The following is a 25655-nucleotide window of genomic DNA, read 5'->3' as shown; positions in this document are numbered from 1 at the left end:
GATAAAGGAGTCGCTTTATGCCGATACCTTGGCGGCTCCCGTGGTGGGGCCCAGGGCGATCTTCAGCAGATCGGCCACGGTGTTGGCGTTGAGCTTCTCCATGATGTTGGCGCGGTGGGCTTCCACCGTCTTGATGCTGATGCCCAGGTCGTCGGCGATCTGCTTGTTCAGGCGGCCGGCCACAATGCGCTCCAGCACCTGGGCTTCGCGGCCGGTGAGCTTGCCCAGCAGGGCATCGCGGCTGGCGGCCTGCTGGTGGTCGGCAAAGGCCTCGCGGGCATGCTCGAGCATGCGCTCCACAATGCCCAGCAGCTCGTCTTCGTTGAAAGGCTTCTGGATGAAGTCCAGCGCACCTTTCTTCATGGTGTTGACGGCCATGGGCACGTCGCCGTGGCCGGTGATGAAGACGATGGGCAGGGGCGACTTGCGCTCCAGCAGGCGGTCTTGCAGCTCCAGGCCGGTCATGCCGGTCATGCGGATGTCGACGATCAGGCAGGCCACTTCGCGCGGATCGTAGCGGGCCAAAAAGGCCTCGGCCGATTCAAAGCAGCGCACTCTGTAATCCTTGCCCTCCAGAAGCCATTGCAGTGAGTCGCGGACGGCTTCGTCGTCGTCGACTACGTACACGGTGCCTTTTTTGGGGGTCATATTCATACAGGTGTCCTTGGATTTGGATTGTTTGCCTGAGGGGGAGATGTCTCGCTGTCCTTGGGATGTGCCAGCGGCAGCCAGAATGAAAACCGGCAGCCGGTGACCTCGGAACCATTGTAGAGGTTCTGTGCCTGCATCCGGCCGTGGTGAGACTCCACAATGCTGCGGCACAGATTCAGGCCCATGCCCATGCCTTCGCTCTTGGTGGTGAAGAAGGCCTCGAACAAACGCTCCAGCACCTCGGGCGGCAGGCCCTTGCCGCTGTCAAGCACGGCGAACTCCACGCCCTGCTTGCCGTCTTGCATATTGGGTCGCACCTGTAACTCTACGCTGCGATTTCCTGACGAACGGTTGGACAGGTCCACCGACTCGGCGCCGTTTTTCATCAGATTCACCAGCACCTGTTCGATCAGAATGCGGTCGGCCATGACCTGGGGCAGGCGTGCCGCGATATGGTGGCTCAGGCGCACATTGCGCCGGCGCAGCTCGATGTCGGCCAGCTCCACCGCTTCTTCCACCATGTCGTTGACATTGGCCAGCATGCGGTTGGGTTCGCTGCGCTTCACGAAGGAGCGTATGCGCTGGATGATCTGGCCCGCGCGCTGCGCCTGGTGGGCGGTTTTCTCCAGCGCGAACTTCATCTGGTCTTCGGTCAGCGAGCCATTGGCCAGGCGGGTGAGCATGCCGCTGCTGTAGTTGCTGATGGCGGTGAGGGGCTGGTTGAGCTCATGGGCCACGCTGGAGGCCATCTCGCCCATGGTGATCAGGCGGCTCACCGATTGGGCGCGCTCGGCCTGGCGGGCGTTTTGTTCCTCGGCCAGGCGACGGGGCGTGATGTCGGTGGCAATCACCATCTGCGCCAGTCGCCCGTCCACCCAGCTCAGATAGCGCGAGCGCACTTCCAGCCATTTGCCCAGCTCGGTCACATAGATCTCGGCATTGCCGGTGCTGGAGCTGGTCAGCTCTTCGGTGGGCAGGCCCATCAGGCCGTCCTCGTCGTCCATGGTGCTGTGGTTGCGGCTGTGGGCGCTGGGCACGCCGGCCTGCTCCACCAGGCGCAGATGGCCGTCGGCCTCGCTGCCAAACCATTGTCGGTAGAGCTTGTTGGCAAACAGCAGCTCGGTGCTGCCCAGGGGCGCCACGGACACCGAGGCGTCCAGCGCCTCCAGTACCACGGTAAAGCGCTCGTGCGAGGCGGCCAGCTGGTCGCGGATGCGGTTGGGCTCGGTGATGTCTGTCATGGACGACATCCAGCCCGTGTGCTGGCCGTGGGCATCAATCAGCGGCGAGACATAGAGGCGGGCATCGAAGTGGGTGCTGTTCTTGCGCCGCACCCGCACCTGAAAGCCGCCGTGTATGGTCTTGCCCGACAGCTCGTCGTGCAGCTTGGCGCGCAGGGTGTCGTAGTCGGTGTCCGGCCAATAGGGGTAAGGGGGCAACTGGCCCACCAGCTCCTGCTCGTTCCAGCCCGTCATCTGGCAGAACGCCGCGTTCACATAGGTGATGCGGCCCTGCAGGTCCAGGGCGCGCATGCCGGTGAGCACGGAGTTCTCCATGGCGCGGCGGAAGTTGGTCTCCGCCACCAGGGCCTCCTGGGTGCGCATGCGCTTGCGGGTGTGGCGCCAGGTGGCCAGCAGCAGCCAGGCCGTCATCACGCTCAAGGTGCCCACCAGCCAGAACAGGGCGCTGCCCACCATGCCCAGCGAGGCGCGGTAGGCCTGGGCATGCAGCACCAGGGCATTGCCCACCGGGCCCACGGCCACCTCGTATTGGTTGGCCTTAGGGCGCAGCCCCATCCAGTTCACGGGGTGGGCCGGGGCCTGCAGCGGTGTGCCGGCCAGCAGCTTGCCCCTGTCGTCGCGCAGGCTCAGCGCGTAGCGCGCCAGCACCTCGGTGGGAATGCCGTAGCGCAGCAGGCTGTCAACCGAAAACTCGGCCAGCACCACGCCGCCGAATTCCCCCGAGCTGTTCAGCGGCACCTGCAGCTGCAGCATGGGCGCCAGCTGCTCGCCGGCTTCGCGGTGGGGCTGGAGGTAGACGGGCTGCAGCTGCAGTCTGACGGTGCGAAAGGTCTCGGCCGTCTCGCCGGTGTCCAGGGCCTCGCCCACCTGGCGCAGCTGTTCGCTGGCCACCGTGGGGGCGGCATGGGTGGCCAAAATCTTGCCGGCGGGCGTGGCCCAGCTGAGCTCCTGCAGCTCGGGGTATTGGGTGATCAGCACCTCGGCGCGGTTGCCGAATTCGGTGGGGCCTATGTCGGCATTGGCTGCATCGCGGGCCAGGCGCATGACTTGTTCCTGGCGTTCCAGCAGGCGCAGGCGCAGGCGCTGCTGGGCATATTCCACGTCACGGCGCAGCGCTTCTTGCTCGCGATCGACTTCCTCTGCGCGCAAATACCAGAACGCCACCAGGATTGCTGTCAGAAACAAGGCCACGGCCGCCATGGGCGCCAGCGCGGCCAGACGATCCTGGCGGGTGGGGGAGAGGCTGCGCCACCAGGTGCGCCACCAATGCACGGGGGGCGCGGATGTATAGAAGGCAGGAGAAGCAGTGTCAGGTCCGGAGCTGGACGGATCGGGGTGCGAATGCATGAGCAAAGTGTAGGTGAATTACAGGGCTTTCCCGAGGCTCGAGCACTGTCCCATAGGAGAGTAGGGTGATGTGCGTTTGCAGCATTTTTTCATATTATGAAATCGAAAAGCACGATTTGAAATAAGAAGAAAATATGCGAAACTCGGCCACGCTAACAAGCCATAGGCCTGTGGGCGCTGCGTGTGCGCGAAAACATGGCTGCAAGGCATTTCGTACAGACAACATGCAGCCCTGCGCACTGGCACGGCCCGAATGACCCGCAGCCTCTTGACAGGAGACAACCATGACAGCTCAGACCGACCCCCAAGCCAACGCTGGCCTTCCTGCCGGCCTGGATCAACAAGAATCGCGTGAATGGATGGATGCCTTGTCGGCCGTCATCGACCGCGAAGGCGCCCAATACGCCCACCAGCTCATCGAAAACCTGCTGGAACATGCGCGCCAGAACAGCGTGGACATGCCGTTCTCGGCCAACACCGGCTATGTGAACACCATCGAGACCGAGCAGGAAGCACGCTGCCCCGGCAACCTGATTCTGGAAGGCCGTTTGCGCGCCTATATGCGCTGGAACGCCATGGCCATGGTGGTCAAGGCCAACCGCATCCACCCGCCCGAAGGCGGTGACCTGGGCGGCCACATCGGCTCGTTCGCCTCGCTGGCGAATATGTTTGCCGCCGGCTTCAACCATTTCTGGCATGCCGAGAGCGAAAACCACGGCGGTGACTGCCTCTACATCCAGGGCCATGTCTCGCCCGGCATCTATGCCCGCGCCTACCTGGAAGGCCGCATCACCGAAGAGCAGTTGCTGAACTTCCGCCAGGAAGTGGACGGCAAGGGCCTGTCCAGCTACCCCCACCCCAAGCTGATGCCCGAGTTCTGGCAGTTCCCCACGGTGTCCATGGGCCTGGGCCCGCTGATGGCCATCTACCAGGCGCGTTTCTTGAAGTATCTGCACGCCCGCGGCATTGCCAACACCGAAAACCGCAAGGTCTGGGTGTTCTGCGGCGACGGTGAGATGGACGAAGTGGAATCGCTGGGCGCCATCTCCCTGGCCGCGCGCGAAAACCTGGACAACCTGGTCTTTGTCATCAATTGCAATCTGCAGCGTCTGGATGGCCCGGTGCGCGGCAACGGCAAGATCATCCAGGAGCTGGAAGGCGAATTCCGTGGCTCGGGCTGGAACGTGATCAAGCTGATCTGGGGCCAGGGCTGGGACGAGCTGCTGGCCAAGGACAAGGACGGCGTGCTCAAGAAGATCATGATGGAGTGCAACGACGGCGACTATCAGTCCTTCAAGGCCAACGATGGTGCCTACGTGCGCAAGAACTTCTTCGGCCGCGATCCGCGCGCGCTGAAGATGGTCGAGCACATGAGCGACGACGAGATCTGGAACCTGCGCCGCGGTGGCCATGACTCGCAAAAAGTCTATGCCGCCTTCCACGCCGCCAACGGCCACAAGGGCCAGCCCACCGTGCTGCTGGTCAAGACCGTCAAGGGCTTTGGCATGGGCAAGATCGGTGAAGGCAAGAACACCGTGCACCAGACCAAGAAGCTGGGCGACGAGGACATCAAGGCCTTCCGCGACCGCTTCAACATCCCCATTCCCGACAGCCAGATCGCGGACATCCCCTTCTACAAGCCGGCCGACGACACGCCGGAAATGAAGTACCTGCACGAGCGCCGCAAGGCCCTGGGCGGCTATCTGCCCCACCGCCGTGTGAAGGCCGACGAGCAGTTCACCGCCCCCGCGCTGGACACCTTCAAGGCCATTTTGGAGCCCACGCCCGAAGGTCGTGAAATCTCCACCACCCAAGCCTATGTGCGCTTTTTGACCCAGTTGCTGCGCGACAAGGAAATCGGCCCCCGCGTGGTGCCCATCCTGGTGGACGAGGCCCGCACCTTCGGTATGGAAGGCCTGTTCCGCCAGATCGGTATCTACAACCCCCACGGTCAGCAATACACCCCGGTCGACAAGGACCAGGTCATGTACTACCGCGAGGACAAGGCCGGCCAGATTCTGCAAGAAGGCATCAACGAAGCCGGCGGCATGAGCAGCTGGATTGCCGCTGCGACCAGCTACAGCACGAGCAACCGGATCATGATCCCGTTCTATGTGTACTACTCCATGTTCGGCTTCCAGCGCATTGGCGATCTGGCCTGGGCTGCGGGTGATATGCAGGCACGCGGCTTCTTGCTGGGCGGCACCTCGGGCCGCACCACGCTGAACGGCGAAGGCCTGCAGCACGAAGACGGTCACAGCCACATCCTGGCCAACACCGTGCCCAACTGCATCAGCTACGACCCCACCTTCGCCCACGAAGTGGCGGTGATCATGCAAGACGGTCTGCGCCGCATGGTGCAGAACCAGGAAAACGTCTTCTATTACCTGACGCTGCTGAACGAAAACTACGCCATGCCCGGCCTCACCGCAGGCACGGAGCAGCAGATCATCAAGGGCATGTATCTGTGCAAGCCCGGCCAGAAGGTGCCGCAATCCGGCGAGCGCGTGCAACTGCTGGGCTCGGGCACCATCCTGCGCGAATCCTTCTTCGCGCAAGAGCTGCTGGAAAAAGACTGGGGCATTGCCGCCGATGTGTGGAGCTGCCCGTCCTTCAACGAGCTGACCCGCGACGGCCAGGCCACCGAGCGCCACAACATGCTGCACCCGCTGGAAACGGCCAAGCAAGCCTTTGTGACCCAGCAGCTGCAAGCCCATGCCGGCCCGGTGATTGCCTCCACCGACTACATGAAGGCCTACGCCGAGCAGATCCGTCCCTATATCCCCAAGGGCCGTACCTACAAGGTGCTGGGCACCGACGGCTTTGGCCGCTCGGACTTCCGTCGCAAGCTGCGCGAGCATTTCGAGATCGACCGCCACTACATTGTTGTGGCCGCGCTCAAGGCCCTGGCCGACGAAGGCAAGCTGCCCGTCACCAAGGTGGCCGAGGCCATTGCCAAGTACGGCATCAAGGCCGACAAGATCAACCCGCTGCACGCCTAAAAGGACCGGAGACAGACAATGGCACTGACAGAAATCAAGGTTCCGGACATTGGCGACTTCGACAGCGTGGGCGTGATCGAAGTGCTGGTCAATGTGGGTGACACCATCAAGGTCGAGCAGTCGCTGGTGACCGTGGAGTCCGACAAGGCCTCCATGGAAATCCCCAGCAGCCACGCCGGCGTGCTCAAGGAGCTGCGCGTGAAGCTGGGCGACAAAATCAGCGAAGGCGCGGTGATTGCCGTGCTGGAGACGGCCGATGCCGCTTCTGCGCCGGTTGCCGCGTCTGCGGCCTCCGCACCGGCTGCAACGCCCGCTGCACCTGCACAGGCTGCTCCTGCGCCTGTAGCAGCCCCCGTGGCTGCCGCTGCGCCGGTAGCCTCCAGCACGCTGGCCATCCAGATCCCTGACATCGGTGACTTCAAGGATGTGGCCGTGATCGAGATGCTGGTCAAGGTGGGCGACACCGTGACGGCCGAGCAATCGCTGTTCACCGTGGAATCCGACAAGGCATCGATGGAAATCCCGTCGCCCGCCGCCGGCACCATCACCGCGCTGACGCTGAAGATGGGCGACACCGTGAATGTGGGCGACGTGGTCGGCCAGATGACGGTGCAGGGCGCTGCGGCTGCAGCCCCCGTGGCTGCTGCTGCCTCCACTGCACCGGCGCCGGTTGCTGCACCTGCTGCCGCCCCAGTGGCTGCAGCAGCCGTGGCAGCCACCGCTGCCGCGCCTGCCCACAACCCCACGGTGGCGCCTTCGGGCGCGCTGCCTTATGCATCGCCCTCGGTGCGCAAGTTCGCTCGCGAGCTGGGCGTGCCGCTGGCTGAGGTCAAGGGCTCGGGCAACAAGGGCCGTATCACGGCCGACGACGTGCAGGCCTTCACCAAGTCGGTGATGGCGGGCGCCGTGCAGACCCTGGCCCAGCAGGCCGCAGCGCCCGCCAAGTCTGCGGGCGGCAATGTGGGTGGTCTGGAAGTGCTGGCCTGGCCCAAGGTGGACTTTGCCAAGTTCGGCGCCGTGGAGCGCAAGGACCTGTCGCGCATCAAGAAGATCTCGGGCGCCAATCTGCACCGCAACTGGGTGATGATTCCCCACGTCACCAACAATGACGAGGCCGACATCACCGAGCTGGAAGCCTTCCGCGTGCAGACCAATGCCGAAAGCGCCAAGGCCAAGAGCGATGTCAAGGTGACCATGCTGGCCTTTGTCATCAAGGCCGTGGTCGCTGCGCTGAAGAAGTTCCCCGAGTTCAACGCCTCGCTGGATGGCGACACCCTGGTCTACAAGCAGTACTTCCACATCGGCTTTGCGGCAGACACGCCCAATGGCCTGATGGTGCCGGTGCTCAAGGATGCCGACAAAAAGGGTATTTTGCAGATCAGCCAGGAAATGACCGAGCTGGCCAAAAAGGCCCGCGACGGCAAGCTGGGTGCGGCCGATATGCAAGGCGGCTGCTTCTCCATCTCGTCGCTGGGTGGCATTGGCGGCACGCACTTCACGCCCATCATCAACGCGCCGGAAGTGGCGATTCTGGGCCTGTCCAAGAGCGCCATGAAGCCGGTGTGGGATGGCAAGGCTTTTGTGCCGCGCCTGACGCTGCCGCTGTCGCTGTCGTATGACCACCGCGTCATCGACGGCGCTGCCGCCGCCCGCTTCAACGCCTACCTGGGCGCCGTGCTGGCCGACTACCGTCGCATCCTGCTGTAAGCCCTGTGGCCGGGCAGGCCGGTTTTGCATGAAACCGGCCTGCAGCGCTTATCCCAATAGCACCGGCTGCTCTTGTTTTTGAGTAGCTTGTGCTTCACCTGGCAAGCCCTGTGAGTGAGATGAAGAACCTGAGACAGCATCCCATCGAGCATGTGCGCGGTGTCATCCCTGGCATCCGGCCCTTTCCGGATGCGGCGGATGTTTTCGCCGAGCCGGTCGAGCGCTACGCGCGGCATTTTTTGCCGCTGGTGAGCATCGATCTGTCCTTGCTCGACGATGGCTGGAGTGGGCCGATTCACCTCATCACCCCCTGCGAACCCATGGAGGGAGTGGTCGGGGAGTGGGGCACCGAGTTTGGCAATGCGCTGCTCAAGCCCAACTGGCTGGCTTTCAAGCTGAACGAACAAGGCAAGTACGAGCTGCTGGGCGACTGGCGCTACTTCATGCTGGAGCAGGACCGCGCCGACTGGGCCGAGAAAAAGCACAGCTGGCGCGAGGTGCGGGACCAGCACCGTGAGCTGGTCAAACGTGGCGTTGCGCCGCCGTTTGCCCTGGACCACGAGGCCCGCTATTCCGATCGCGATAGCATGGAGCTGCACTACGCCATCCAGCACGCGGCCTATGACCAGGCCAAGCAGGACTTTGTGGCCCACGGCTGGAACCCGGCCAACGCCTGGGATGACGCTGCCGAAGTGGCCAAGCTGCCCTTGTACGAGCCGGGTACGGATTGCTATGAAACCAGCTCCGGTCGCTATGTGCTGGGCGTGTTGGGCGGCCCATCCTGGGGCGGTAACTGGAGCAATGTGACCGAGCCGCTGCTCAGCAGCCTGGGCACGGAAGACGGCGTTCACCCCATCCACCCGGAAACCGGGGCGCATTTCGAATTCATCGCTAGCACCAATGCCGATGCGTTTACCGAAATGGGCACCGAAACCCTGTTGTTCTACGAGCCCCAAAGCCGCACCGTGCTGCTGACCTTTGACTGGAGCTGAGGCTTCAGAACCCGAAAAAACCGTTTTCAGCCGCGCTCGCAATAGGGCGGCACAGAGACAAAAACCAAGATAGGAGCGCATATGAGCCTCATCGATATCAAGGTACCCGACATTGGCGACTTCGCCGAAGTGGGCGTGATCGAACTGCTGGTCAAGGTGGGCGACACCGTGGCCGTGGACCAATCGCTGATCACCGTGGAGTCCGACAAGGCTTCCATGGAGATTCCGAGCAGCCACGCTGGCGTGGTCAAGGAGGTGAAGATCAAGATCGGCGACAAGGTCGCCGAAGGCTCGGTCATCATTGCGCTGGAAGCCGCTGCATCTTCTCCCTCTCCCGCCCCGGCGGGAGAGGGCAGGGGTGAGGGTGTAGTTTCGGCTGCAGCGCCCGCCGCACCTGCACAAGCTGCTCCTGCTGCCGTGGCAGCGCCGGTGTCTGCACCTGTGGCCAGCAACTTCAGCGGCGCGGTCGATCTGGACTGCGACGTGGTGGTGCTCGGTGGCGGCCCCGGCGGCTATTCCGCCGCCTTCCGTGCGGCCGATCTGGGCCTGAAGGTGGTGCTGGTCGAGCGCTATGCCACCCTGGGCGGCGTCTGCCTGAACGTGGGCTGCATCCCCTCCAAGGCGCTGCTGCATGTGGCGGCGGTGATGGACGAGGTCAAGCACCTTGAAGTCGCCGGCGTCAAGTTCGCCGCGCCCGAGGTTAACATCGACCAGTTGCGTATCCACAAGGAAAAGGTCATTGGCAAGCTCACCGGCGGCCTGGGCCAGATGGCCAAGATGCGCAAGGTCACCGTGGTGCGTGGTTACGGCAACTTTGTCGGCGCCCACCACATCGAGGTCGAGGAGACCACGGGTGAGGGCACCGAGCGCACGGGCAGCAAAAAGGTGGTGCAGTTCAAGAACGCCATCATCGCTGCCGGCTCGCAGGCTGTGCGCCTGCCCTTTATGCCCAACGACCCGCGCGTGGTGGACTCCACCGGCGCGCTGGCGCTTCAGGGTGTTCCTAAGCGCATGCTGATTCTGGGTGGCGGCATCATCGGCCTGGAAATGGGCACGGTGTACTCCACGCTGGGCGCGCGCCTGGACGTGGTGGAAATGATGGATGGCCTGATGCAGGGCGCCGATCGTGACCTGGTCAAGATCTGGCAGAAGATGAACGCCCCGCGTTTCGACAACATCATGCTCAACACCAAGACCGTGGGCGCTGAGGCTACGCCTGAGGGCATCAAGGTCTCGTTCGCCCCGGCCAAGGACGGCATCACAGTGCCCGAGCCGCAAACCTATGATCTGGTGCTGCAGGCCGTGGGTCGCACGCCCAATGGCAAAAAGATTGGCGCCGACCAGGCCGGCGTGGCCGTGACCGACCGCGGCTTTATCGACGTCGACATCCAGATGCGCACCAACGTGCCCCACATCTTTGCCATCGGCGACATCGTGGGTCAGCCCATGCTGGCGCACAAGGCGGTGCACGAAGCGCACGTGGCGGCCGAAGTCATCGCTGGCGAGCTGCAGGGCAACAAGGAGCTGGCATCCGCCGCCTTCAACGCCCGCGTCATCCCCAGCGTGGCCTATACCGACCCCGAAGTGGCATGGGTGGGCCTGACCGAAGACCAGGCCAAGGCCCAAGGCATCAAGGTCAAGAAGGGCCTGTTCCCCTGGGTGGCCTCCGGCCGCGCCATCGCCAACGGCCGCGACGAGGGCGTGACCAAGCTGCTGTTCGACGACTCGCCCGAGGCCCATGGCCACGGCAAGATCCTGGGCGGCGGCATCGTCGGCACCCACGCCGGCGACATGATTGGCGAGATCGCCCTGGCGATTGAAATGGGCGCCGACGCCGTGGACATCGGCAAGACCATCCACCCCCACCCAACCCTTGGCGAGTCCGTCGGCATGGCGGCGGAAGTGGCGCATGGCTCTTGCACGGACGTGCCGCCGGTGCGCAAGTAAGTTTTAGAACTTGCACCAAGACAAAGGCAGCCTTCGGGCTGCCTTTTTTATTATTTTGATAGCTGCTCGTGCTTGCTGTGTATGCGCAAACAGCGGATTTTGCTGCAGCTTGCCAGAGCGCACAGAGAGGCTCAAAACCTTGGCATTTAACTTGGCGAAATAGTTGGAGGTATTTGGAGTTTTCTTTTTATAAACAAATAGATGCAGCATGTGTAAACTTGGCAATATGACAGCGCTCTACACATCGGCCCATCAGTTCGAACCCCTGATGCCATCGGACGCCCACATAGAGCCCTTGCTCTCCAAGGCCGGGGATGTGGTGCGTGCTACCACATCGCTGGTGGGCAAGCCTGTGCCGCCCGAACTGCGCACCTTGCTGCGCAGCATGAATTCCTACTACACCAACCGCATCGAAGGCCAGCACACGCGCCCGCACGAGATTGAGCTGGCGCTGGCCCAGGATTTCTCCAGCAACAAAGAACTGGCAGCCAAGCAGCGCCTGGCCGTGGCGCATATCGAGGCCGAAGCCGCACTGGAGCAGCGCTACCAAGGTGAGGAGGGCGTGCGTGCGCTCTACAGCCAGGCCGGCGTGCAAGACCTGCACCGCGAGTTGTTTGGTCGCTTGCCAGAGTCCGACTGGGATGTGGCCGAAGGCCAGACCGTGGTGCCCGGCCAGCTGCGTGACAAGGAGGTCAGCGTAGGCCGGCACATCGCCCCAGCGGCCGCCAGCGTGCCTGTGTTTATGGAGCGTTGGGCCAGCCGCTACGGCAACGTGCGCCGGGGCGAGGCTGCGCTGGTGGCCATGGCCTGTGCCCACCAGCGTCTGGGCTGGATTCACCCATTCATGGACGGCAACGGCCGCGTCATGCGCCTGCATACGCACACCTTGCTCAGCAGCCTGGGCTACACCAATGGCCTGTGGTCGCCCCTGCGCGGCTTTGCACGCGGGCAAGAGCGCTACTACGCCTTGCTGGCCGACGCCGACAGTGCCCGCCGTGGCGACTTGGACGGCCGCGGCAATCTGAGCGAGCAGGCACTGATCGCCTGGGCCGACTATGTGCTCGATCTCTGCCTGGATCAGCTGCAGTTCATGGCCCGCATGCTGGACTTCGACCTCATCAAAGACCGCATCGAGGCCGCGCTGGTATTTGAATCATCCGTGCTCAAAACCGGCGTGCGCAAAGAAGCACTGCGCCCCTTGCACTATCTATTCCTGAGCGGTGAAGAAATGCCCCGTGGTGAATTCAAGACCATGCTGGGCCTGGGTGACCGCATGGCTACGGATGCGCTGGGCGCGTTGGTTAAACGCGGCCTGCTCAAAAGCGACAGCCCGCAAGGCAAGGTGCGCTTTGGGCTGCCGCAGCATGCGCTGCGGTTTTTGTTTCCCCGGCTGTGGCCGGAGGCTGAGGCGGATGTGTGACAAGGGCTTTATCAAGCTGCTAATTGATTGCAGCCCAAAGTCCGTGGCCTATCCTGGGCTGTGGCATGGTGCGGCACGCACGCCGATGAAATGATTGGTGAAATATCCCTGGCCGTCGAAATGGCGACTGGTCAGATATTTCGCCTGTGAAGAAGTATCGCCTTATTTCTCTTGCTGTTAGGGGACAGTTATAGTGTTTTTTCTGAAATTGTCGATTTCATCGGAATTCTTCGATAGTATAAAAATAAAAGTGTATAAATATTTATTGTTATGTAATTGAGTTAATAAATAAAAAAGGCAGCCTTCATGACTGCCTTTTTATTACGGTTTTTAAGGGTGGTTTATCGATGCTTAATTTTTAGAAAATTATCTTGGATGCATTAATTATGGATGGAGTGAATTATAAAATTTCTGAATAGCTAACATTGCTTCCACTTTTGCAATAAAAAACTCGTGCTTTATATGTTTTAAACATCTTTTCTGCAAAATTTTGCTTTGCAGTACTAATATTTGAAGGGCTTTGGCTATACACAATTACAGCAGTTTTTTTGGATGTGCTACTCTTTATATTCTCTCTTTTGAAAGTCTCTTCTAATTGTTCCATAGCATGGCGAAGATCTGATCCTTTTAACTCTACTGCTGAGATGTTTGTAGATTGATCGCAGATTAATATTCTGTCGCAAGCAATGACGTTTTTTACGATTTTCCCATCATAAAAAAATTCTATTAAGGTTGATGCGGGCTGGTTGTTTTTTATGAATAAGGATGAACTTTTCTGGTCATGAATTTTAATGAGAGACTCTTTTCTGTTAGCATGACCAGAGTTTTTATTAATAAGTGTTTGTTTTATTAATGCAGACATCTCAATATGTGTATTGAATATTTAATAGATCGCTGAATTGATTCCCAATTTGATTGGATATCTCATCTAGATAATCGGCATTTATTAATTTTGTGTCATCATCGATGATGCTGCTTACTACACCATCTTCAATGCAATATGCCCGAATGTGTGAGGGATCTATTCGCTTCTGCTTTGAAACGACTTGATCTAGTTTGGATAGTTGCTCCTTGCTTTTACTTGTTCTTTCAATAAGACCTGCTTTAATTAGGTTATTTATTTTTGAAAGGACATAAGGGCTATGGGTTGTAATAAATATAGATCTATTCTTATTTTCATTGAGATAGGCAGCTAGACCTTCAATGACTTTACTCTGCGCATTTGGAAAAAGATGGGCTTCAGGCTCTTCTATGAAAAAGAGAGAAGAGTTATTTTTATACCGACTAAGAAGTCCAAAGGTTAGTAGTAGTGGAAGTAATTCTTGCTGTCCAGATGATAAAGAGTGAAATGGTATTGATCTGCCATCAGGTGATTTTATATAATAATCACCCTTTTCATTAATTATATCGCCCCCAATAATGTCGGTTAAGAAACGTGAACTGCTATCTTTTCTGATAAATCTAAGTAATGCATCATTGCCCTGGATAAAATTGCTATAAGTTCTTCCAAATTCAACTGTGACTGGATCAAGCATATTGGCTCTTTCAAATGCCATTAGAGCTCTTCCCAGGTTTGTGAAAAATGATCTGCCTGCGGGTATGTAGGTTACGCTATCGATATAATCTTCGCCAAATATTTCTGAATATCTTTTTTGTATTTCTTCATTGATCTTTCTTTGTATTTGGTATTGTATGTAGAAATCGTCATTTTTTTCTATTTCAGAATTAATTAGGCTGGCTGAGTGCACTAATTCTGTATGAATATTTTTTATGCCTTCTGATAAGGTTATGCGTAGATTTTCTCCTAGTTCTCCTTTGTAGATCACACGAGAAATTGTAATTTTAAATTTATTAGATTCAAAAGATATCTTGAATTTCTCATCTCCCCATGCAATTATAGGGAACCATGCAATAAATTTTTCTTTGATTGCAGTAGAGAATTGCTCGATGTTTCTCTCAGAGCTTATTTGTTCCGAATGAAGATCTTTTATGCAATAGAAAAAATATATTAATTTTGATAATACGCTTTTCCCGCTCGCCTGTGGACCAATAAGAATGTTAACTCTTGAAATGTCTACTTCTGTATTCTTTATGCAGGAAAAATTCTCTACTATTAGTTTCATAATTGGATATTGAATTTATAGAGGAGTGAGAGATGATTTCAATTGTACCTCAATTGAAACAATTTGCAACAAAAATTTGAGTGTTAGCAATCCTCTGGGGGATGGTGAGTTCGTATAAATTGTTCAGGCTGCACCATATATAAAGAACCTGTATAAAAGAAATAATCTGAGAGTGAGTACTTCCGGTTTTATTTCGCAATGCAGCGATGCCATCAGCTGGATCTTTTTTGCTATTCATTTGATAGCGAAACATTGCCAATGTGTTGTTGTTTCATACCAATCCAGCTACGCAGGGTTTTCTGGTGTGCCGGTTAATACCTATGCATAAGCCCTGCTCTCTGGGCATAGTACGCAGAAATACACTGCCGCTTTTCATGTCCGTGCCGAGCCTGACACGATGCGCTTGACGCATCGTGCCTTGATCAAAGACACGGTGTTATGCATCATAATTTCCCGAACGGGAATTTCAAACGCAGCCACACCATGTCCACCATCCGCACCACCGACCAACTCGGCACAGCTTTGCGTAGCGCCCGCAAACAACTGCGCCTGACCCAGCCACAACTGGCGTTGGCCGCTGGCGTGGGCACGCGTTTTATCGTGGACTTGGAGGTGGGCAAGCCCACGGTGCGGCTGGAGCATGTGCTGCGGGTGATTGATGCTCTGGGGGGCGAGCTGCAGCTGGCGGGTTTGTCGGGTGCTGTGCCCGAAAACGCTGTAGGCCAGGCCGTAGCGACAGCGAAGGGCAAACGCCATGGCGCATAACTGCTTGGAATTCCCGATCGGTAAATATTTCAAGCTTTGCCTGCTTTTTCTTTGAAAATTTCCCGATCGGTAATGAAGTTGAGGTCAAGGAAGGGAAAGTAGATTCTCTTTTGATAGCGACCAATGCTCGCTGCATATGCTCCGGTGGCTAGTTTGATGCCTGAAGCAGACAGACCGCCCTCGACACGTTCCCCCATACCGATCTGCTAGACCGCTAGTCAGCAGCCATCTCGGAACTTGGCGCATTGATTAAAATCGCGCCAAAATAAGCGCCACACCATCCATCAACGCGCCACCATGTTCGCAAGCCCCATCAAGCTCGAAAGCAGCCTTTCTTTAGAGGAGGAAGCGCTGTTGCGGGCAGTGCAAAATGCCGCCCCCAAGGGCGTGGCTGTGGCGCAATTAATGGCGCAATTTCCAGTGCTATCGCGCCGCACGGCCCAGCGCTGGTTGGCGCAATGGGTGAGCGAAGGCTGGATTGCGGCCCAGGGCGAGGGCAGGGGGCGGCGTTATCTGGCCAGGCCCCAATACCAGGCAGCGGCCGTGCCCGCTTTCGCTGCGGTGGAGGAGCCGCAGGCGGGCTGGGCGCAGGCCGCAACGGCCTTGTTGCTGGCCCCCGATGCGCAGGAGGTGCGTGCCTATGTGCAGCAGCCCTTGGCGCAGCGCGCGCCGGTGGGTTACCAGCGCGATTTGCTGGAGAGCTATCAGCCCAATCACAGCTTTTATCTGCCCGAAACCGTGCGCCGCCAGTTGCATGCCCAGGGGCGTACAGCAGATGCCACAGCACCCGCAGGCACCTACAGCCGTGCGGTGTTGAACCGGCTGCTGATTGATCTGTCCTGGGCCTCCAGCCATATGGAGGGCAATACCTATTCGCGGCTGGACACGCGCAGGCTGATCGAAGAGGGCGCGGCCGCTCAGGGCAAGGGGCAGGTGGAGACGCAGATGATCCTGAACCACAAGGCCGCCATCGAGCTGCTGGTGGACAGCATCGCCCAGCTGCAGCCGGGCGCACCGTTGTGGCGCCGCTATCTGCTGATGAATCTGCACGCCGCGCTGGCGGAAAACCTGCTGCCCAACCCTGCCGACGAAGGCCGCGTGCGTCAGCATGTGGTGGATATTGGGCTCAGCGTTTACCGCCCCATTGGTGCGCCGCAGGTGCTGGATGAATTGCTGGGCCTGGTGCTGGCAAAGGTCAACGCCATTGCCGATCCGTTTGAGCAGGCGTTTTTCATGATGGTGCATCTGCCCTATCTGCAGCCCTTTGCCGATATCAACAAGCGCGTTTCGCGCCTGGCCGCCAATGCGCCGCTGTTTCGCGCCAATCTGGCGCCGCTGACCTTTGTGGGTGTGCCGGTGGACAGCTACGCCCAGGCGATGCTGGGTGTGTATGAAATGGGCCGGGTGGAGCTGCTGCGCGATTGGTTCATCTGGGCCTATGAGCGCAGCACGCAGGAGTACACGGCCATTCGCCAGACCCTGGCCGAGCCCGATCCGTTGCGCCTGGGCTATCGAGCGCTGATCAAAGACACGGTGCGTACCGTGGTCCAGCAGCCGGGGGCTGACGCTATCGCACTGGTGGAGCAGGCCGTACAGCAGGCGTCACCGGCTCTGCGAGCCGAGCTCAAGGCCTTGATTCTGGATGAGCTGCGCCGCCTGCACGAGGGCGTGTTGGCGCGCTATGGTCTGCGGCCTGGTGAGTGGAAGGCTTGGCAGGCCGGCCAAGGACGTTAGGCAAGACCTCGCCCAATTTCTGGACCAGCAGCAGTTGGTGTTGGCCGCCCTGCTCCACAGGGTGTACCAGCAGCCTGTACAGGCTCTGGTGGGCGCTGATAGGCTTTTCTGCGCCGGAATATTTCAAGAGATTGGCGCCGTAGCAAGCACAAGGTGCGGCGGCATTTCCCTCAGGCTCTGCATATCCGGCCGCGCATTGCGCGAGTGGTTTTGAACTTCAAGCAATGGTTTTTTAAATTTCTGCAAGGAACCGTATGCAAATTAAATCATGGGCCGGATTGATGGTGCTGGTGCTGGGTGCTTCGGCGCACTGCAATGAACTCTGGAGCTATGAAGGCAGTGGAGCGCCAGAAAACTGGGGAAAGCTGAGCCAGGAGTTTCAGATCTGTGAAAAGGGGTTCAACCAATCCCCCATAGATATTCAAAGAACGGTAAATGGAAAATTACCAGCGCTGGATATCAATATTCATGTGAAAAATCAGGAAATCATTAACAACGGCCATTCCATACAGATCAATGTGGCCAATGATGATGATTTTTCAATTGATGGCAAAGACTATAATTTAAAGCAATTTCACTTTCACAGTCCCAGCGAAAACAAGATCAAAGGAAAGAATTTTCCGCTGGAAATTCATTTTGTGCATGCGATGGAAGAGGATGGCAACCGCCTTGCGGTGCTGGCCGTGATGGTGGAGGAGGGCAAGCCAAATCCTGCCATCGCAGAGATTTTGAAATCCCTGCCCGCAGAAAAGAACAAGGCGGAGGCCTTGAATACCACCATCAATATTTCATCGCTCTATCCCAAGAGCCGGCATTACTACCGTTTCAGTGGTTCGCTGACCACGCCGCCTTGCACCGAAGGGGTGGTGTGGTTGGTGATGAAGCAGTCCATCAAAACATCCAAAGCGCAGATTGAAGCCTTTGAAGAAGCCTTGGAGCATGCGAACAACCGGCCGCCGCAGCCACTCAATGGGCGCGTGGTGGTGGAGTAAGGGCGGGCACGGCTTGAGAGGCGCTCTCAGCAAGGCTGCGCGACAAATGTCAGGGCGCGCGTTTGCCCGGGGGGCGCTGCACCATGCCTGAGGTAGCCAAGCCCGGCGGTTTTCAGTGCACTGCCGCCAGCATCTTTTCCGCCTCGTCAGGCCTGGTATCCGGTAGTTCCGGCTGGGCCAGCTCCACCCGGTTGCGCCCTCCGGCCTTGCCACGGTAGAGGGCCGCATCGGCCTGCTGCAGGGCCTGATCCAGGGCGCTGACATGGTCAAAGCTTTTGGAGATGCCAATGGTGGCGGTGCAGCGTATGGGGCCGTGCAAAGCAGGGCCGGGCACCTGGGCCTGGGCAATGGCCATGCGCAGGCGCTCGGCCAGCTGCAGAGCGCCCGCGTCATCGGCGTTCAGGCAGGCCAGCACAAATTCCTCGCCCCCGAGCCGGCATGCCAGATCGCCCTGGCGCGCCGTGCTTTGCAGCACCTCGGCCACGCGGCACAGCACCAGGTCGCCCACCTTGTGGCCGTAGCTGTCGTTGATGTGTTTGAAGTGGTCTATGTCCACCAGCAGCACATGGGCCGGGCCGGCGCTGCGGGAGCGGAAATAGGCCTCCAGCCCTTGCTGCAGGCCGCGCCGGTTCAGCAGTTTGGTGAGCGGGTCTTGCGAGGCCATGGCATGCAGCTCATCGGTGAGGCGGCGCAGCACCAGCCACACGGCGCAGGGCGGCAGCACCGTACCCAGAAAAGACATATAGATGTAGAACACCGTCTGAAAGCGGCTGCCCATGCTCAGAGCCTGCATGCCGCCCGAGAGGATGATCACCAGCTTGGCCACGTTCAGCCCGCATATGCCGGCAATCAGCAGCGCAAACACCAGCATCTCGGCGCGCAAATCCTTGGCAAAACTGCGTATGCCATGGAGGGCGGCCAGCGTCATGGCCAGAAACAACAGGCTGCAGCTGCCAGCCAGCAGCGCATGGCGGGCGGTCGAACCCAGCGCCCCCTGCACGATCAACTGGGCTGTGGTGTAGCCTGCGGCCAGGGCCAGCAGCGGCCACAGCACTGGGGTGGGTCGATTGAAAAAACGCATGGCGCCCAGCACATACACCACGGGCGCGCACAGCGTCAGCGTGTGGTTGATGACGCTGACCCAGCTCCAGCCCGCGGGCCCATCCAGCAGCTGCAGGATGTAGGCGCAGCCCAGCATCAGATTGCCCAGCGCAAACACCTCCATGCCCATTTTTCGGCCGTGCAGCCGGGTGCTGATCAGCCAGAACATCAGGCAAAAGCACAGCAGATGCACGCAAAGCATGCCGAGGATGACGGTGGCAACCATGGGGGATGTGAGGGCGCTGGCCAGGGTGTGGGCAGCGCAGGTGGACAGGCCCCGTGCAGATGTGGGGCGCGGGCTAGGGCGCAAAAGCGCCGCTGATCGTAAGTGCTTGTATTCTTTTTCGTCAAGCGAGGGGCGGATTGCATGGCCGTGCCATCGCACAGCCCATGTTTCCCCAGTCGTGCAGGGCCGGCGGAGCCGCAAACCGGTGCTGAACAGCCGCTACACTCGTTAGCACTTTTTTACTCCACGAGGCCTCTTCCCCATGAAACCTTCTTCGCTCTTGCTGTCCGGTGCTTTGGTGGTTGGTTTGGGCGCTGTGCTGCCCAGCGTGGCTGGGGCAGCCAGCCTGTCCTTTCTGAACCACACCATCACCAACCGCATTCCGGCCAAGGATGTGCCCGCGTTCCAGGCCACGGTGGCCGAGGTGCTGAACCAGTCGGCCGATGGCCAGACCACGCAGTGGAGCAGCTCCGAGGGCGTGCCACGCAGAGCGCCGGTGCAGGCCGCGCTGACACCGCTGCAGACGACCGAGACCAAGACTTTCAGCACCTGCCGCCTGCTGAATGCCGATATCCGCCAGCACAAATCGCAAGAGACCTGGAAGTTCTGGTTCTGCAAGCAGGAAGATGGCAGCTGGAAGGCCAGCGGCGGAATGCCGCGATAACACCCCCTGAGACGCTGCGCGTCTTCCCCCTCTCTCGCGCTGCGCGCGGGAGGGAGACGGCACCAGCGCGGCGGGGCGGCCCTTGCGCGGTGCCTTGGGGTGGGGCGGTGCCGGTTTTCGACAGCGTGACGCCACGGGCATAGTGCGGAATGCACGGGGCCATGGGCATTGCGCCGCCGATGCGGCCATTAAAAATCCCACCAAAGGCGGGATATGAAGATGTCTTGAAGCGGCCCGCCATGGGCCGTTGATGCTTGGGGTCGCGTCAAGCCTGCTTCAGGCGGAACACGCTGACCATCTGCGACAGCTCCGTGGTTTGCTGCTGCATGGATTGGGCGGCGGCGGTGGACTCCTCCACCAGGGCGGCGTTTTGCTGGGTGACCAGATCGATTTCGACCACGGCACGGTTGATTTGCTCGATGCCCGAGGTCTGCTCGTGGCTGGCGGCGGTGATCTCGCCCATGATGTCGGTCACGCGCTGGATGCTGTGGACGATCTCCTGCATGGTCTGGCCGGCCTCGTTGACCTGCTGGCTGCCTTCCTGGACCTTGTCCACGGAGTTGCTGATCAAGGCCTTGATTTCCTTGGCGGCTTCCGCGCTGCGCCCGGCCAGGGTGCGCACCTCACCGGCCACCACGGCAAAACCCCGGCCTTGTTCGCCGGCGCGGGCCGCTTCCACGGCCGCGTTCAGCGCCAGGATATTGGTCTGGAAGGCGATGGAGTCGATCACGCCAATGATGTCAGCGATTTTCTTGGACGAGTCGGTGATGGCGCCCATGGTCTCGACCACCTGAGACACCACCTGGCCGCCCTTGACGGCCACGTCCGAGGCGGACAGCGCCAGCTGGTTGGCCTGGTGGGCGTTGTCGGCGTTTTGCTTGACGGTGGAGGTGAGCTCTTCCATAGAGGCTGCGGTTTGCTGCAGCGAGCTGGCCTGCTCTTCGGTGCGGGCCGACAGGTCATGGTTGCCCGCAGCGATCTGGCCGGAGGCGGTGGCAATGCTGTCGGTGCCCTGGCGCACCTGGCCCACCAGACGGCCCAGGCTGGCATTCATATCGTGCAGGGCCTGCAGCAGCTGGCCGGTTTCGTCCGAGCCGTGGCTTTGAATGTCGGCGCTCAGATCGCCATCGGCCACGCGGCGGGCCACAGACACGGCGTTTTGCAGCGGCCGGGTGATACCGACCGTGAGGCGCCAGGCTGCGAACACGCCCATGGCCAGGGCCAGAGCTGCCAGCGTCAGCAGATAGGCCTGGCTGTTCTTCTCGATCTGCTGCACCTCGGTGGCCCGGGCATCCAGGCTGCTGCGCTGCAGGCGAACCAGATCGGCCACATGCTGCATGTAATTGCGGGCCGAGGGCAGATAGGACTGCATCAGCTGCGCTTCGGCCTCGCTGGCCATGCCATTGCCCTTGAGCTGGCTGACCTTGTCGCGAGCGACCAGGTAGTCCTTGCGGATTTCCATGATCTTGTCCATGACTTGGTGCTCTTGCGGCGTGAGCAGGGGCTCAATCTGGGTCAGCAGATCGGCCGTGCTTTTGCTGGTGGCGGCGATGTCGTCGGCAAAGAAAGGCACCAGGCTGGCGTCGCTGCTCTTGGCAATGGCGGTGGTGCGCGCCACGGCCACGGCGATATTGCTGTTCCAGTCGCTGATGAGGCGCTCCTTGGTCAGCGGCTGCTGCATCATGGCCTGCGTGGCCAGGCCGACGGCACGCAACTGCCACATGCCAATGGCGGTGGTAAAGACCGTGAACGCGAGCATGGCGGCAAAGCCCAGGCTCAAGCGTGAGCCAATGTTCAGCTGGGACAATTTCATGAAATGTTTCTTTTTCCGCCAGACGCCTGTACCCCGGGAATGCCGCATGGGCAAAGGCTTTTACCTGGCGAGAGGGGTAAAAATAGGTAGAAACACTAGTGTCCAAGGCTTGGGCATGTCTTGCTGAGGGGCGGGCAAGAGGGTCTAGAAAAAGACCGTTTTATTTGGGCCATTGCATGGCCTTTTCCAAAATCTGATAGATAGCGGCGGCGGTCTGCGGCCCTTGCTGGGGCGGTGGACGCTTCAGCCCGAAGCCAGGGCCTGGCGGCGCTGGTGCGCCAAGATAGCGGCCACGACCAGCCCGCCAATGATGCTGGCATGGTCCTGGACCAGGGCTTTTTCGAGAGCGGCTTCCAGGCCCTGCATGTCCCAGAATCGATGGGCAATGGGAATGGTGGCCAGCGTGAACGCCGTCAGAGCGCCGGCAGCCAGCCAGGTCCAGCGGCTGCAGGCCATGATGGCCAGCGGAGCCACAAGCTGCAGCGCAATGGTGGCCGCTGCAAACCCTGCAGCGGGGCGAAGGCCGAAATGCGCCATCTCCTGGACGGCGGATGGAAAGTCCAGTGCCTTGTTCACACCGCTCCACCAAAAGACATAGGTCAGTAAGGCCGTGGCCAGCACATACAGCAGGCGGGAGTGCAGCAATTGTGTGATCAGGACATGCATGACGGGCTCCAGGCGGGGCGCGGCCGGGTTCAATCGCGGACCACGGTGTTGCGCACATGGCGCGTGGATTTATTGCCCTGTTTGCCGACGGCACGCTGGCTGAGCATCAGCCCCCCCATCACCAGGGCAGCCCCGGCGACTTGCAAACCGGTAGGCTGAACGCCTTTGACGAGCGCATCCAGAACAAAGGCCGTCACCGGCACCAGCAGCATAAAAGGCGACACCGCCACCGCACCGGCGCGTTCAATGGCCCCGAACCACAGGGCAAAAGGCACGGCCGTCAGCGCCACGGCAAGCAGGCCCAGGCCCAGGACGTTGGCGGCGTTCAACTGCGAAGGCATGTCTTGCGCGATGGCGGCAACCACCGTGAGCTCTACGCCCGCAATCAGCAGCTGCCAGCCGGTAAAGCCCAGCAAGGGCATGGGAGGCTGCCCCCATTTGTTCAGCAGCACACCCCCTGTGGCAATGGCCAGCATGCTGCCGATGGCGGCGGCAATACCCAGTGGGTCAAGTTGGGCGGTGCTGGAGAGCACCACCAGCGATACCCCCAGGGCGCCCAGCAGCACCGAGCCTATCTTGGCCACCGTGGGACGCGCGCCCAGAACGCCCCAGGCAATAAAGATCACGGCCAATGGCGTCAGCGCCTGGAAGATGGCGGCCACGCCGCCCGGCAAGCGGGTTGCGGCCACAAAGAACAGGGCAAAGAAAAGGCCTGCATTCAAGGTGCCCAGCACCGCAAGCCGCCCCCACCAGATGCGAGGGGGCGCGCAGTGCACAATGGCCAGCAAGACCAGGGCGCCGCCCAGTGCCCGAAACGCTGCGAGAAACAAAGGATGGGGAGGCAGCCATGTGGTGGTCAACACATAGGTAAAGCCCCAAAGAATGGCGGCGGCTGCGGCAGAAAATTTGGCGTTCATGGCGTCTGGAGATGAAAAAGCGGGCGCGCCCTCACGGTTGACGACGAGGCACGGTACGCAGAAGTGGAAGAAAGCCGCTGAAGCGGCGGCGAGCCTGGAAACCCTGCTTGGGGCCCGAAATGGCTAACAGCCCACGTGACGCTGCAGGCCTTGCTGTTTGCACTGGGGCTGCTGCTGGCAGTGCTGCAGAACCTGGGAGCTGGGTCTGCGTGCTGACAGGCACTGCGAAGGTGCGAGGTCAAGGGCTGGAACAATGGGGTGCATGGACTTCTCCTGAAGCACGCCAGCGCAAGAGGGCGGGCGTGCGACTTGGAAGTCACTGTAGGCAAGCGCGGCGGCGCTGAATAGACGGAGATTTTGGCCACCAGCGTTCACCAGGTGGAACGCTGGAAAGTCGGCTTGGGGCTTGGGGGGCTGCTCTGGGCCGCTGGCCCTGTGTGCGGCTCAGGTCTGCGGGATCTGTGCCTGCAAGGCGGCAAACTCCGCGCCCAGAAAATCGAGCAGCAGCCTGACAGAGGGCAGCAGGCCACGTCGTGAGGGGAATACCGCGTGGACGATGCCGGCACGCGGCTTCCAGCCCGGCATGACGTCCACCAGGCGCCCGCTGCGCAGTTCCTCCAAAATCATCATGGCCGGCAGCTGCACCACGCCCACGCCATGCAAGGCCGCCTGGAGCAGGGCGATGCGGTCTTCGCAGACCATGCGGGGCTGGTGGTGCACCTCAGCCGTGGCCGCCTGCGGGCCTTGCAGCAGCCAGCTCTCGCTGCGCTGCAGCTGGCCATCTCCCAGGCTGGGCCATTGCGCCAGATCCGCCAATTGCGGCATGCCCCCCATGGCCGCCACCAGCTGGGGGCTGGCCACCAGAAACTGCGTGCTTTCGCCCAGGGTCTTCATCACCAGATCGCTGTCTTCCAGCGGTGGAAAACGCACGCGCAAGGCAATGTCCAGGCCTTCGCGGATCACATCCACCCGGCGGTTGGTGCTCTGGATCTGGAGCTGTATGCGCGGGTGCTGCACCATGAAGCGCGCCAGCATGTCGGCGACCTGGTAGTCCAGCAGCGCCAGCGGGCAGCTCAGGCGCACCATGCCTTGCGGGGTCTCCTGGGTCCGGTCGACGACTTCCTGGGCGGAGTCGGCCTCCACCAGCATGGCCTGGCAACGCGCGTAGTACTCCTGGCCAATCTCTGTCACCGCAAAGCGCCGGCTGGAGCGCTGCAGCAAACGCACGTCCAGAGACTCCTCGAGCAAGGCAATGCGCCGGCTCAGCTTGGATTTTGGAATGCCCAAAGCACGGCCTGCTGGCGCAAAGCCGCCATGGTCGACCACCTGGACAAAAAAGTACAAATCATTGAGATCGCGCATGGGGGGATTGTGGCTGCTGGGACACAGGTCACAGCCCACCATGGCTCATAGGCCATGGCCGCGCACTTTGAACTCGCTCTTACGGCATATCCAGCTGGCCAAAGCGTGGATAGCCCCCGGTGTCGGGAAAGCTGGCCTCGCGTTTTTGCTGGCCGGCCTGCACGGCCTCCATCACATGGCGGTTGCTCCAGATGCCGGACTGCAGCCAGCCCATCTGGCGCAGGCCGTCTTCCACGCTGTGGTCGCGCGCGTAGTGCAGGGCCTGTTTGCTGCCCCAGATGGCCACGGGCGGGTGCCGGGCAATATCGAGGGCGCAGTCCATGGCGGCCTGCAGCGCGGCTTCGGGGCTGTCCAGTACCGCATTCACAAAGCCGTGCTGCTGGGCCTGGGCCGCAGGCCAGCGGCGGCCGGTATAGGCCAGTTCCTTGACCAGGCCCATGGGTAGCAGCTTGGGCAGGCGCTGCAGGCTGCCAATGTCGGCCACCATGCCGATGTTGATTTCCTGCACGCAAAAGAAGGCGTCCTGCGTGGCATAGCGTATGCAGGCGCAGGCCACCAGGTCCAGCGCACCGCCCACGCAGCCGCCCTGGATGGCGGCAATCACCGGCATGCGCAGCTGTTCGATGCGGGTCAGCGTAGCCTGCATGTCCCACAGCATCTCGGCCAGTGCGGAGCGGCCTTCGGGGCTGCGGTCATCGGGTGCAAAGCCGGGGTTGGCAAAGGTCTCCAGTCCCATGCCGGCGCAGAAATGCTTGCCGCTGCTGCTGATGACCAGAGCGCGGGCCGGGCGGGCGTCGGGGTGGTGCTGCAGATGCTGGAGCACGGCGTCCAGCTCACGCCAGAAGCCGGGGCTCATGGCGTTCATGCGTTCGGGCTGGGCCAGCTGCAGGTGGGCGATATGGTCTTGCAGCGTGAAGCGGAAATGGCTGAGGGCGGGGAGGGCGGAAGTGGTCGAAGTGGTGGATGCAGTCATGCCCGCACTCTA

At 60.3% G+C, this 25655-nt stretch carries 20 protein-coding genes; 9 read left to right on the top strand and 11 right to left on the bottom strand.

The annotated features are described in order from the left end of the window. Positions 1-15: 15 nt before the first annotated feature. Positions 16-654, bottom strand: coding sequence for a response regulator transcription factor (locus ACA027_RS12835; RefSeq protein ID WP_370678615.1), 639 nt, complete (start codon positions 652-654; stop codon positions 16-18). Further along, positions 651-3239, bottom strand: a complete 2589-nt coding sequence (locus ACA027_RS12830) for a PAS domain S-box protein (protein ID WP_370678614.1) — start codon at positions 3237-3239, stop codon at positions 651-653. The genes ACA027_RS12835 and ACA027_RS12830 overlap by 4 nt, the downstream gene beginning before the upstream one ends. A gap of 284 nt (positions 3240-3523) precedes the next feature. Between ACA027_RS12830 and aceE the strand changes: the two genes are divergently transcribed. From aceE to ACA027_RS12805, 5 genes are all read left to right on the top strand, one after another. Beyond that, positions 3524-6241, top strand: coding sequence for a pyruvate dehydrogenase (acetyl-transferring), homodimeric type (gene aceE, locus ACA027_RS12825; RefSeq protein ID WP_370678613.1), 2718 nt, complete (start codon positions 3524-3526; stop codon positions 6239-6241). 18 nt (positions 6242-6259) lie between these two features. Then, complete coding sequence (gene aceF / locus ACA027_RS12820) at positions 6260-7948, top strand: dihydrolipoyllysine-residue acetyltransferase (protein WP_370678612.1); 1689 nt, start codon at positions 6260-6262, stop codon at positions 7946-7948. A 119-nt stretch (positions 7949-8067) separates the two neighbouring features. Further along, positions 8068-8940: a hypothetical protein gene (locus tag ACA027_RS12815; protein ID WP_370678611.1), complete on the top strand. Its 873-nt coding sequence runs from the start codon at positions 8068-8070 to the stop codon at positions 8938-8940. 81 nt (positions 8941-9021) lie between these two features. Continuing rightward, a complete protein-coding gene (gene lpdA, locus ACA027_RS12810; RefSeq protein ID WP_370678610.1) occupies positions 9022-10887 on the top strand; it encodes a dihydrolipoyl dehydrogenase in 1866 nt (621 codons plus the stop codon). 268 nt (positions 10888-11155) lie between these two features. After that, a complete protein-coding gene (locus tag ACA027_RS12805) occupies positions 11156-12307 on the top strand; it encodes a Fic family protein (protein WP_370678609.1) in 1152 nt (383 codons plus the stop codon). A gap of 400 nt (positions 12308-12707) precedes the next feature. Here the strand turns inward: ACA027_RS12805 and ACA027_RS12800 are convergent, their stop codons facing one another. Both ACA027_RS12800 and ACA027_RS12795 read right to left on the bottom strand, forming a co-directional pair. Continuing rightward, the gene (locus ACA027_RS12800) at positions 12708-13169 is read right to left on the bottom strand and encodes a hypothetical protein (RefSeq protein ID WP_370678608.1); all 462 of its coding nucleotides are present in this window, start codon (positions 13167-13169) and stop codon (positions 12708-12710) included. A 1-nt stretch (position 13170) separates the two neighbouring features. Further along, positions 13171-14430 carry an AAA family ATPase gene (locus tag ACA027_RS12795; RefSeq protein WP_370678607.1) on the bottom strand — a complete coding sequence of 420 codons (1260 nt, stop codon included), beginning with the start codon at positions 14428-14430 and terminating at the stop codon, positions 13171-13173. A 483-nt stretch (positions 14431-14913) separates the two neighbouring features. On the opposite strand from ACA027_RS12795, the gene ACA027_RS12790 reads away from it, so the two are divergent. Beyond that, on the top strand, positions 14914-15195 hold the full coding sequence (locus ACA027_RS12790; protein ID WP_370678606.1) for a helix-turn-helix transcriptional regulator: 282 nt from the start codon (positions 14914-14916) through the stop codon (positions 15193-15195). A gap of 29 nt (positions 15196-15224) precedes the next feature. Here the strand turns inward: ACA027_RS12790 and ACA027_RS12785 are convergent, their stop codons facing one another. After that, positions 15225-15392 (bottom strand): hypothetical protein, encoded by a 168-nt coding sequence (locus ACA027_RS12785; RefSeq protein WP_370678605.1) that lies wholly within the window; start codon positions 15390-15392, stop codon positions 15225-15227. Positions 15393-15492: 100 nt separating this feature from the next. On the opposite strand from ACA027_RS12785, the gene ACA027_RS12780 reads away from it, so the two are divergent. Both ACA027_RS12780 and ACA027_RS12775 read left to right on the top strand, forming a co-directional pair. Next, complete coding sequence (locus ACA027_RS12780) at positions 15493-16929, top strand: Fic family protein (protein WP_370678604.1); 1437 nt, start codon at positions 15493-15495, stop codon at positions 16927-16929. A 254-nt stretch (positions 16930-17183) separates the two neighbouring features. Next, positions 17184-17921, top strand: a complete 738-nt coding sequence (locus ACA027_RS12775; RefSeq protein WP_370678603.1) for a carbonic anhydrase — start codon at positions 17184-17186, stop codon at positions 17919-17921. Positions 17922-18033: 112 nt separating this feature from the next. On the opposite strand, the gene ACA027_RS12770 is transcribed toward ACA027_RS12775, so the two are convergent. Further along, positions 18034-19248 carry a GGDEF domain-containing protein gene (locus tag ACA027_RS12770; RefSeq protein WP_370678602.1) on the bottom strand — a complete coding sequence of 405 codons (1215 nt, stop codon included), beginning with the start codon at positions 19246-19248 and terminating at the stop codon, positions 18034-18036. Between the two features lie 262 nt (positions 19249-19510). Between ACA027_RS12770 and ACA027_RS12765 the strand changes: the two genes are divergently transcribed. Beyond that, complete coding sequence (locus ACA027_RS12765; RefSeq protein ID WP_370678601.1) at positions 19511-19912, top strand: hypothetical protein; 402 nt, start codon at positions 19511-19513, stop codon at positions 19910-19912. Positions 19913-20177: 265 nt separating this feature from the next. Here the strand turns inward: ACA027_RS12765 and ACA027_RS12760 are convergent, their stop codons facing one another. The 5 genes from ACA027_RS12760 to ACA027_RS12740 all read right to left on the bottom strand — a co-directional run bounded on the left by ACA027_RS12760 (position 20178) and on the right by ACA027_RS12740 (position 25643). Beyond that, positions 20178-21725, bottom strand: a complete 1548-nt coding sequence (locus tag ACA027_RS12760; RefSeq protein ID WP_370678600.1) for a methyl-accepting chemotaxis protein — start codon at positions 21723-21725, stop codon at positions 20178-20180. 243 nt (positions 21726-21968) lie between these two features. Beyond that, the gene (locus tag ACA027_RS12755) at positions 21969-22391 is read right to left on the bottom strand and encodes a DoxX family protein (RefSeq protein ID WP_370678599.1); all 423 of its coding nucleotides are present in this window, start codon (positions 22389-22391) and stop codon (positions 21969-21971) included. A gap of 29 nt (positions 22392-22420) precedes the next feature. Then, positions 22421-23308, bottom strand: a complete 888-nt coding sequence (locus ACA027_RS12750) for a DMT family transporter (protein WP_370678598.1) — start codon at positions 23306-23308, stop codon at positions 22421-22423. Positions 23309-23752: 444 nt separating this feature from the next. Beyond that, positions 23753-24670 carry a LysR substrate-binding domain-containing protein gene (locus ACA027_RS12745; protein ID WP_370678597.1) on the bottom strand — a complete coding sequence of 306 codons (918 nt, stop codon included), beginning with the start codon at positions 24668-24670 and terminating at the stop codon, positions 23753-23755. A 79-nt stretch (positions 24671-24749) separates the two neighbouring features. Beyond that, the gene (locus tag ACA027_RS12740; protein WP_370678596.1) at positions 24750-25643 is read right to left on the bottom strand and encodes an enoyl-CoA hydratase-related protein; all 894 of its coding nucleotides are present in this window, start codon (positions 25641-25643) and stop codon (positions 24750-24752) included. Positions 25644-25655: the final 12 nt, after the last annotated feature.

Origin of the sequence: Comamonas sp. GB3 AK4-5 (genome assembly GCF_041320665.1) — a bacterium.
GTDB lineage: Bacteria > Pseudomonadota > Gammaproteobacteria > Burkholderiales > Burkholderiaceae_C > Comamonas.
Note: the sequence above shows the minus strand (reverse complement) of the source record. Positions and strands in the feature narration are given on the sequence as shown.

Coding starts and splice junctions, on each gene's coding strand:
- ACA027_RS12835 (WP_370678615.1), bottom strand. CDS start 654: ATGAATATGACCCCCAAAAAAGGCACCGTGTACGTAGTCGACGACGAC.
- ACA027_RS12830 (WP_370678614.1), bottom strand. CDS start 3,239: ATGCATTCGCACCCCGATCCGTCCAGCTCCGGACCTGACACTGCTTCT.
- aceE (WP_370678613.1), top strand. CDS start 3,524: ATGACAGCTCAGACCGACCCCCAAGCCAACGCTGGCCTTCCTGCCGGC.
- aceF (WP_370678612.1), top strand. CDS start 6,260: ATGGCACTGACAGAAATCAAGGTTCCGGACATTGGCGACTTCGACAGC.
- ACA027_RS12815 (WP_370678611.1), top strand. CDS start 8,068: ATGAAGAACCTGAGACAGCATCCCATCGAGCATGTGCGCGGTGTCATC.
- lpdA (WP_370678610.1), top strand. CDS start 9,022: ATGAGCCTCATCGATATCAAGGTACCCGACATTGGCGACTTCGCCGAA.
- ACA027_RS12805 (WP_370678609.1), top strand. CDS start 11,156: ATGCCATCGGACGCCCACATAGAGCCCTTGCTCTCCAAGGCCGGGGAT.
- ACA027_RS12800 (WP_370678608.1), bottom strand. CDS start 13,169: ATGTCTGCATTAATAAAACAAACACTTATTAATAAAAACTCTGGTCAT.
- ACA027_RS12795 (WP_370678607.1), bottom strand. CDS start 14,430: ATGAAACTAATAGTAGAGAATTTTTCCTGCATAAAGAATACAGAAGTA.
- ACA027_RS12790 (WP_370678606.1), top strand. CDS start 14,914: ATGTCCACCATCCGCACCACCGACCAACTCGGCACAGCTTTGCGTAGC.
- ACA027_RS12785 (WP_370678605.1), bottom strand. CDS start 15,392: ATGGGGGAACGTGTCGAGGGCGGTCTGTCTGCTTCAGGCATCAAACTA.
- ACA027_RS12780 (WP_370678604.1), top strand. CDS start 15,493: ATGTTCGCAAGCCCCATCAAGCTCGAAAGCAGCCTTTCTTTAGAGGAG.
- ACA027_RS12775 (WP_370678603.1), top strand. CDS start 17,184: ATGCAAATTAAATCATGGGCCGGATTGATGGTGCTGGTGCTGGGTGCT.
- ACA027_RS12770 (WP_370678602.1), bottom strand. CDS start 19,248: ATGGTTGCCACCGTCATCCTCGGCATGCTTTGCGTGCATCTGCTGTGC.
- ACA027_RS12765 (WP_370678601.1), top strand. CDS start 19,511: ATGAAACCTTCTTCGCTCTTGCTGTCCGGTGCTTTGGTGGTTGGTTTG.
- ACA027_RS12760 (WP_370678600.1), bottom strand. CDS start 21,725: ATGAAATTGTCCCAGCTGAACATTGGCTCACGCTTGAGCCTGGGCTTT.
- ACA027_RS12755 (WP_370678599.1), bottom strand. CDS start 22,391: ATGCATGTCCTGATCACACAATTGCTGCACTCCCGCCTGCTGTATGTG.
- ACA027_RS12750 (WP_370678598.1), bottom strand. CDS start 23,308: ATGAACGCCAAATTTTCTGCCGCAGCCGCCGCCATTCTTTGGGGCTTT.
- ACA027_RS12745 (WP_370678597.1), bottom strand. CDS start 24,670: ATGCGCGATCTCAATGATTTGTACTTTTTTGTCCAGGTGGTCGACCAT.
- ACA027_RS12740 (WP_370678596.1), bottom strand. CDS start 25,643: ATGACTGCATCCACCACTTCGACCACTTCCGCCCTCCCCGCCCTCAGC.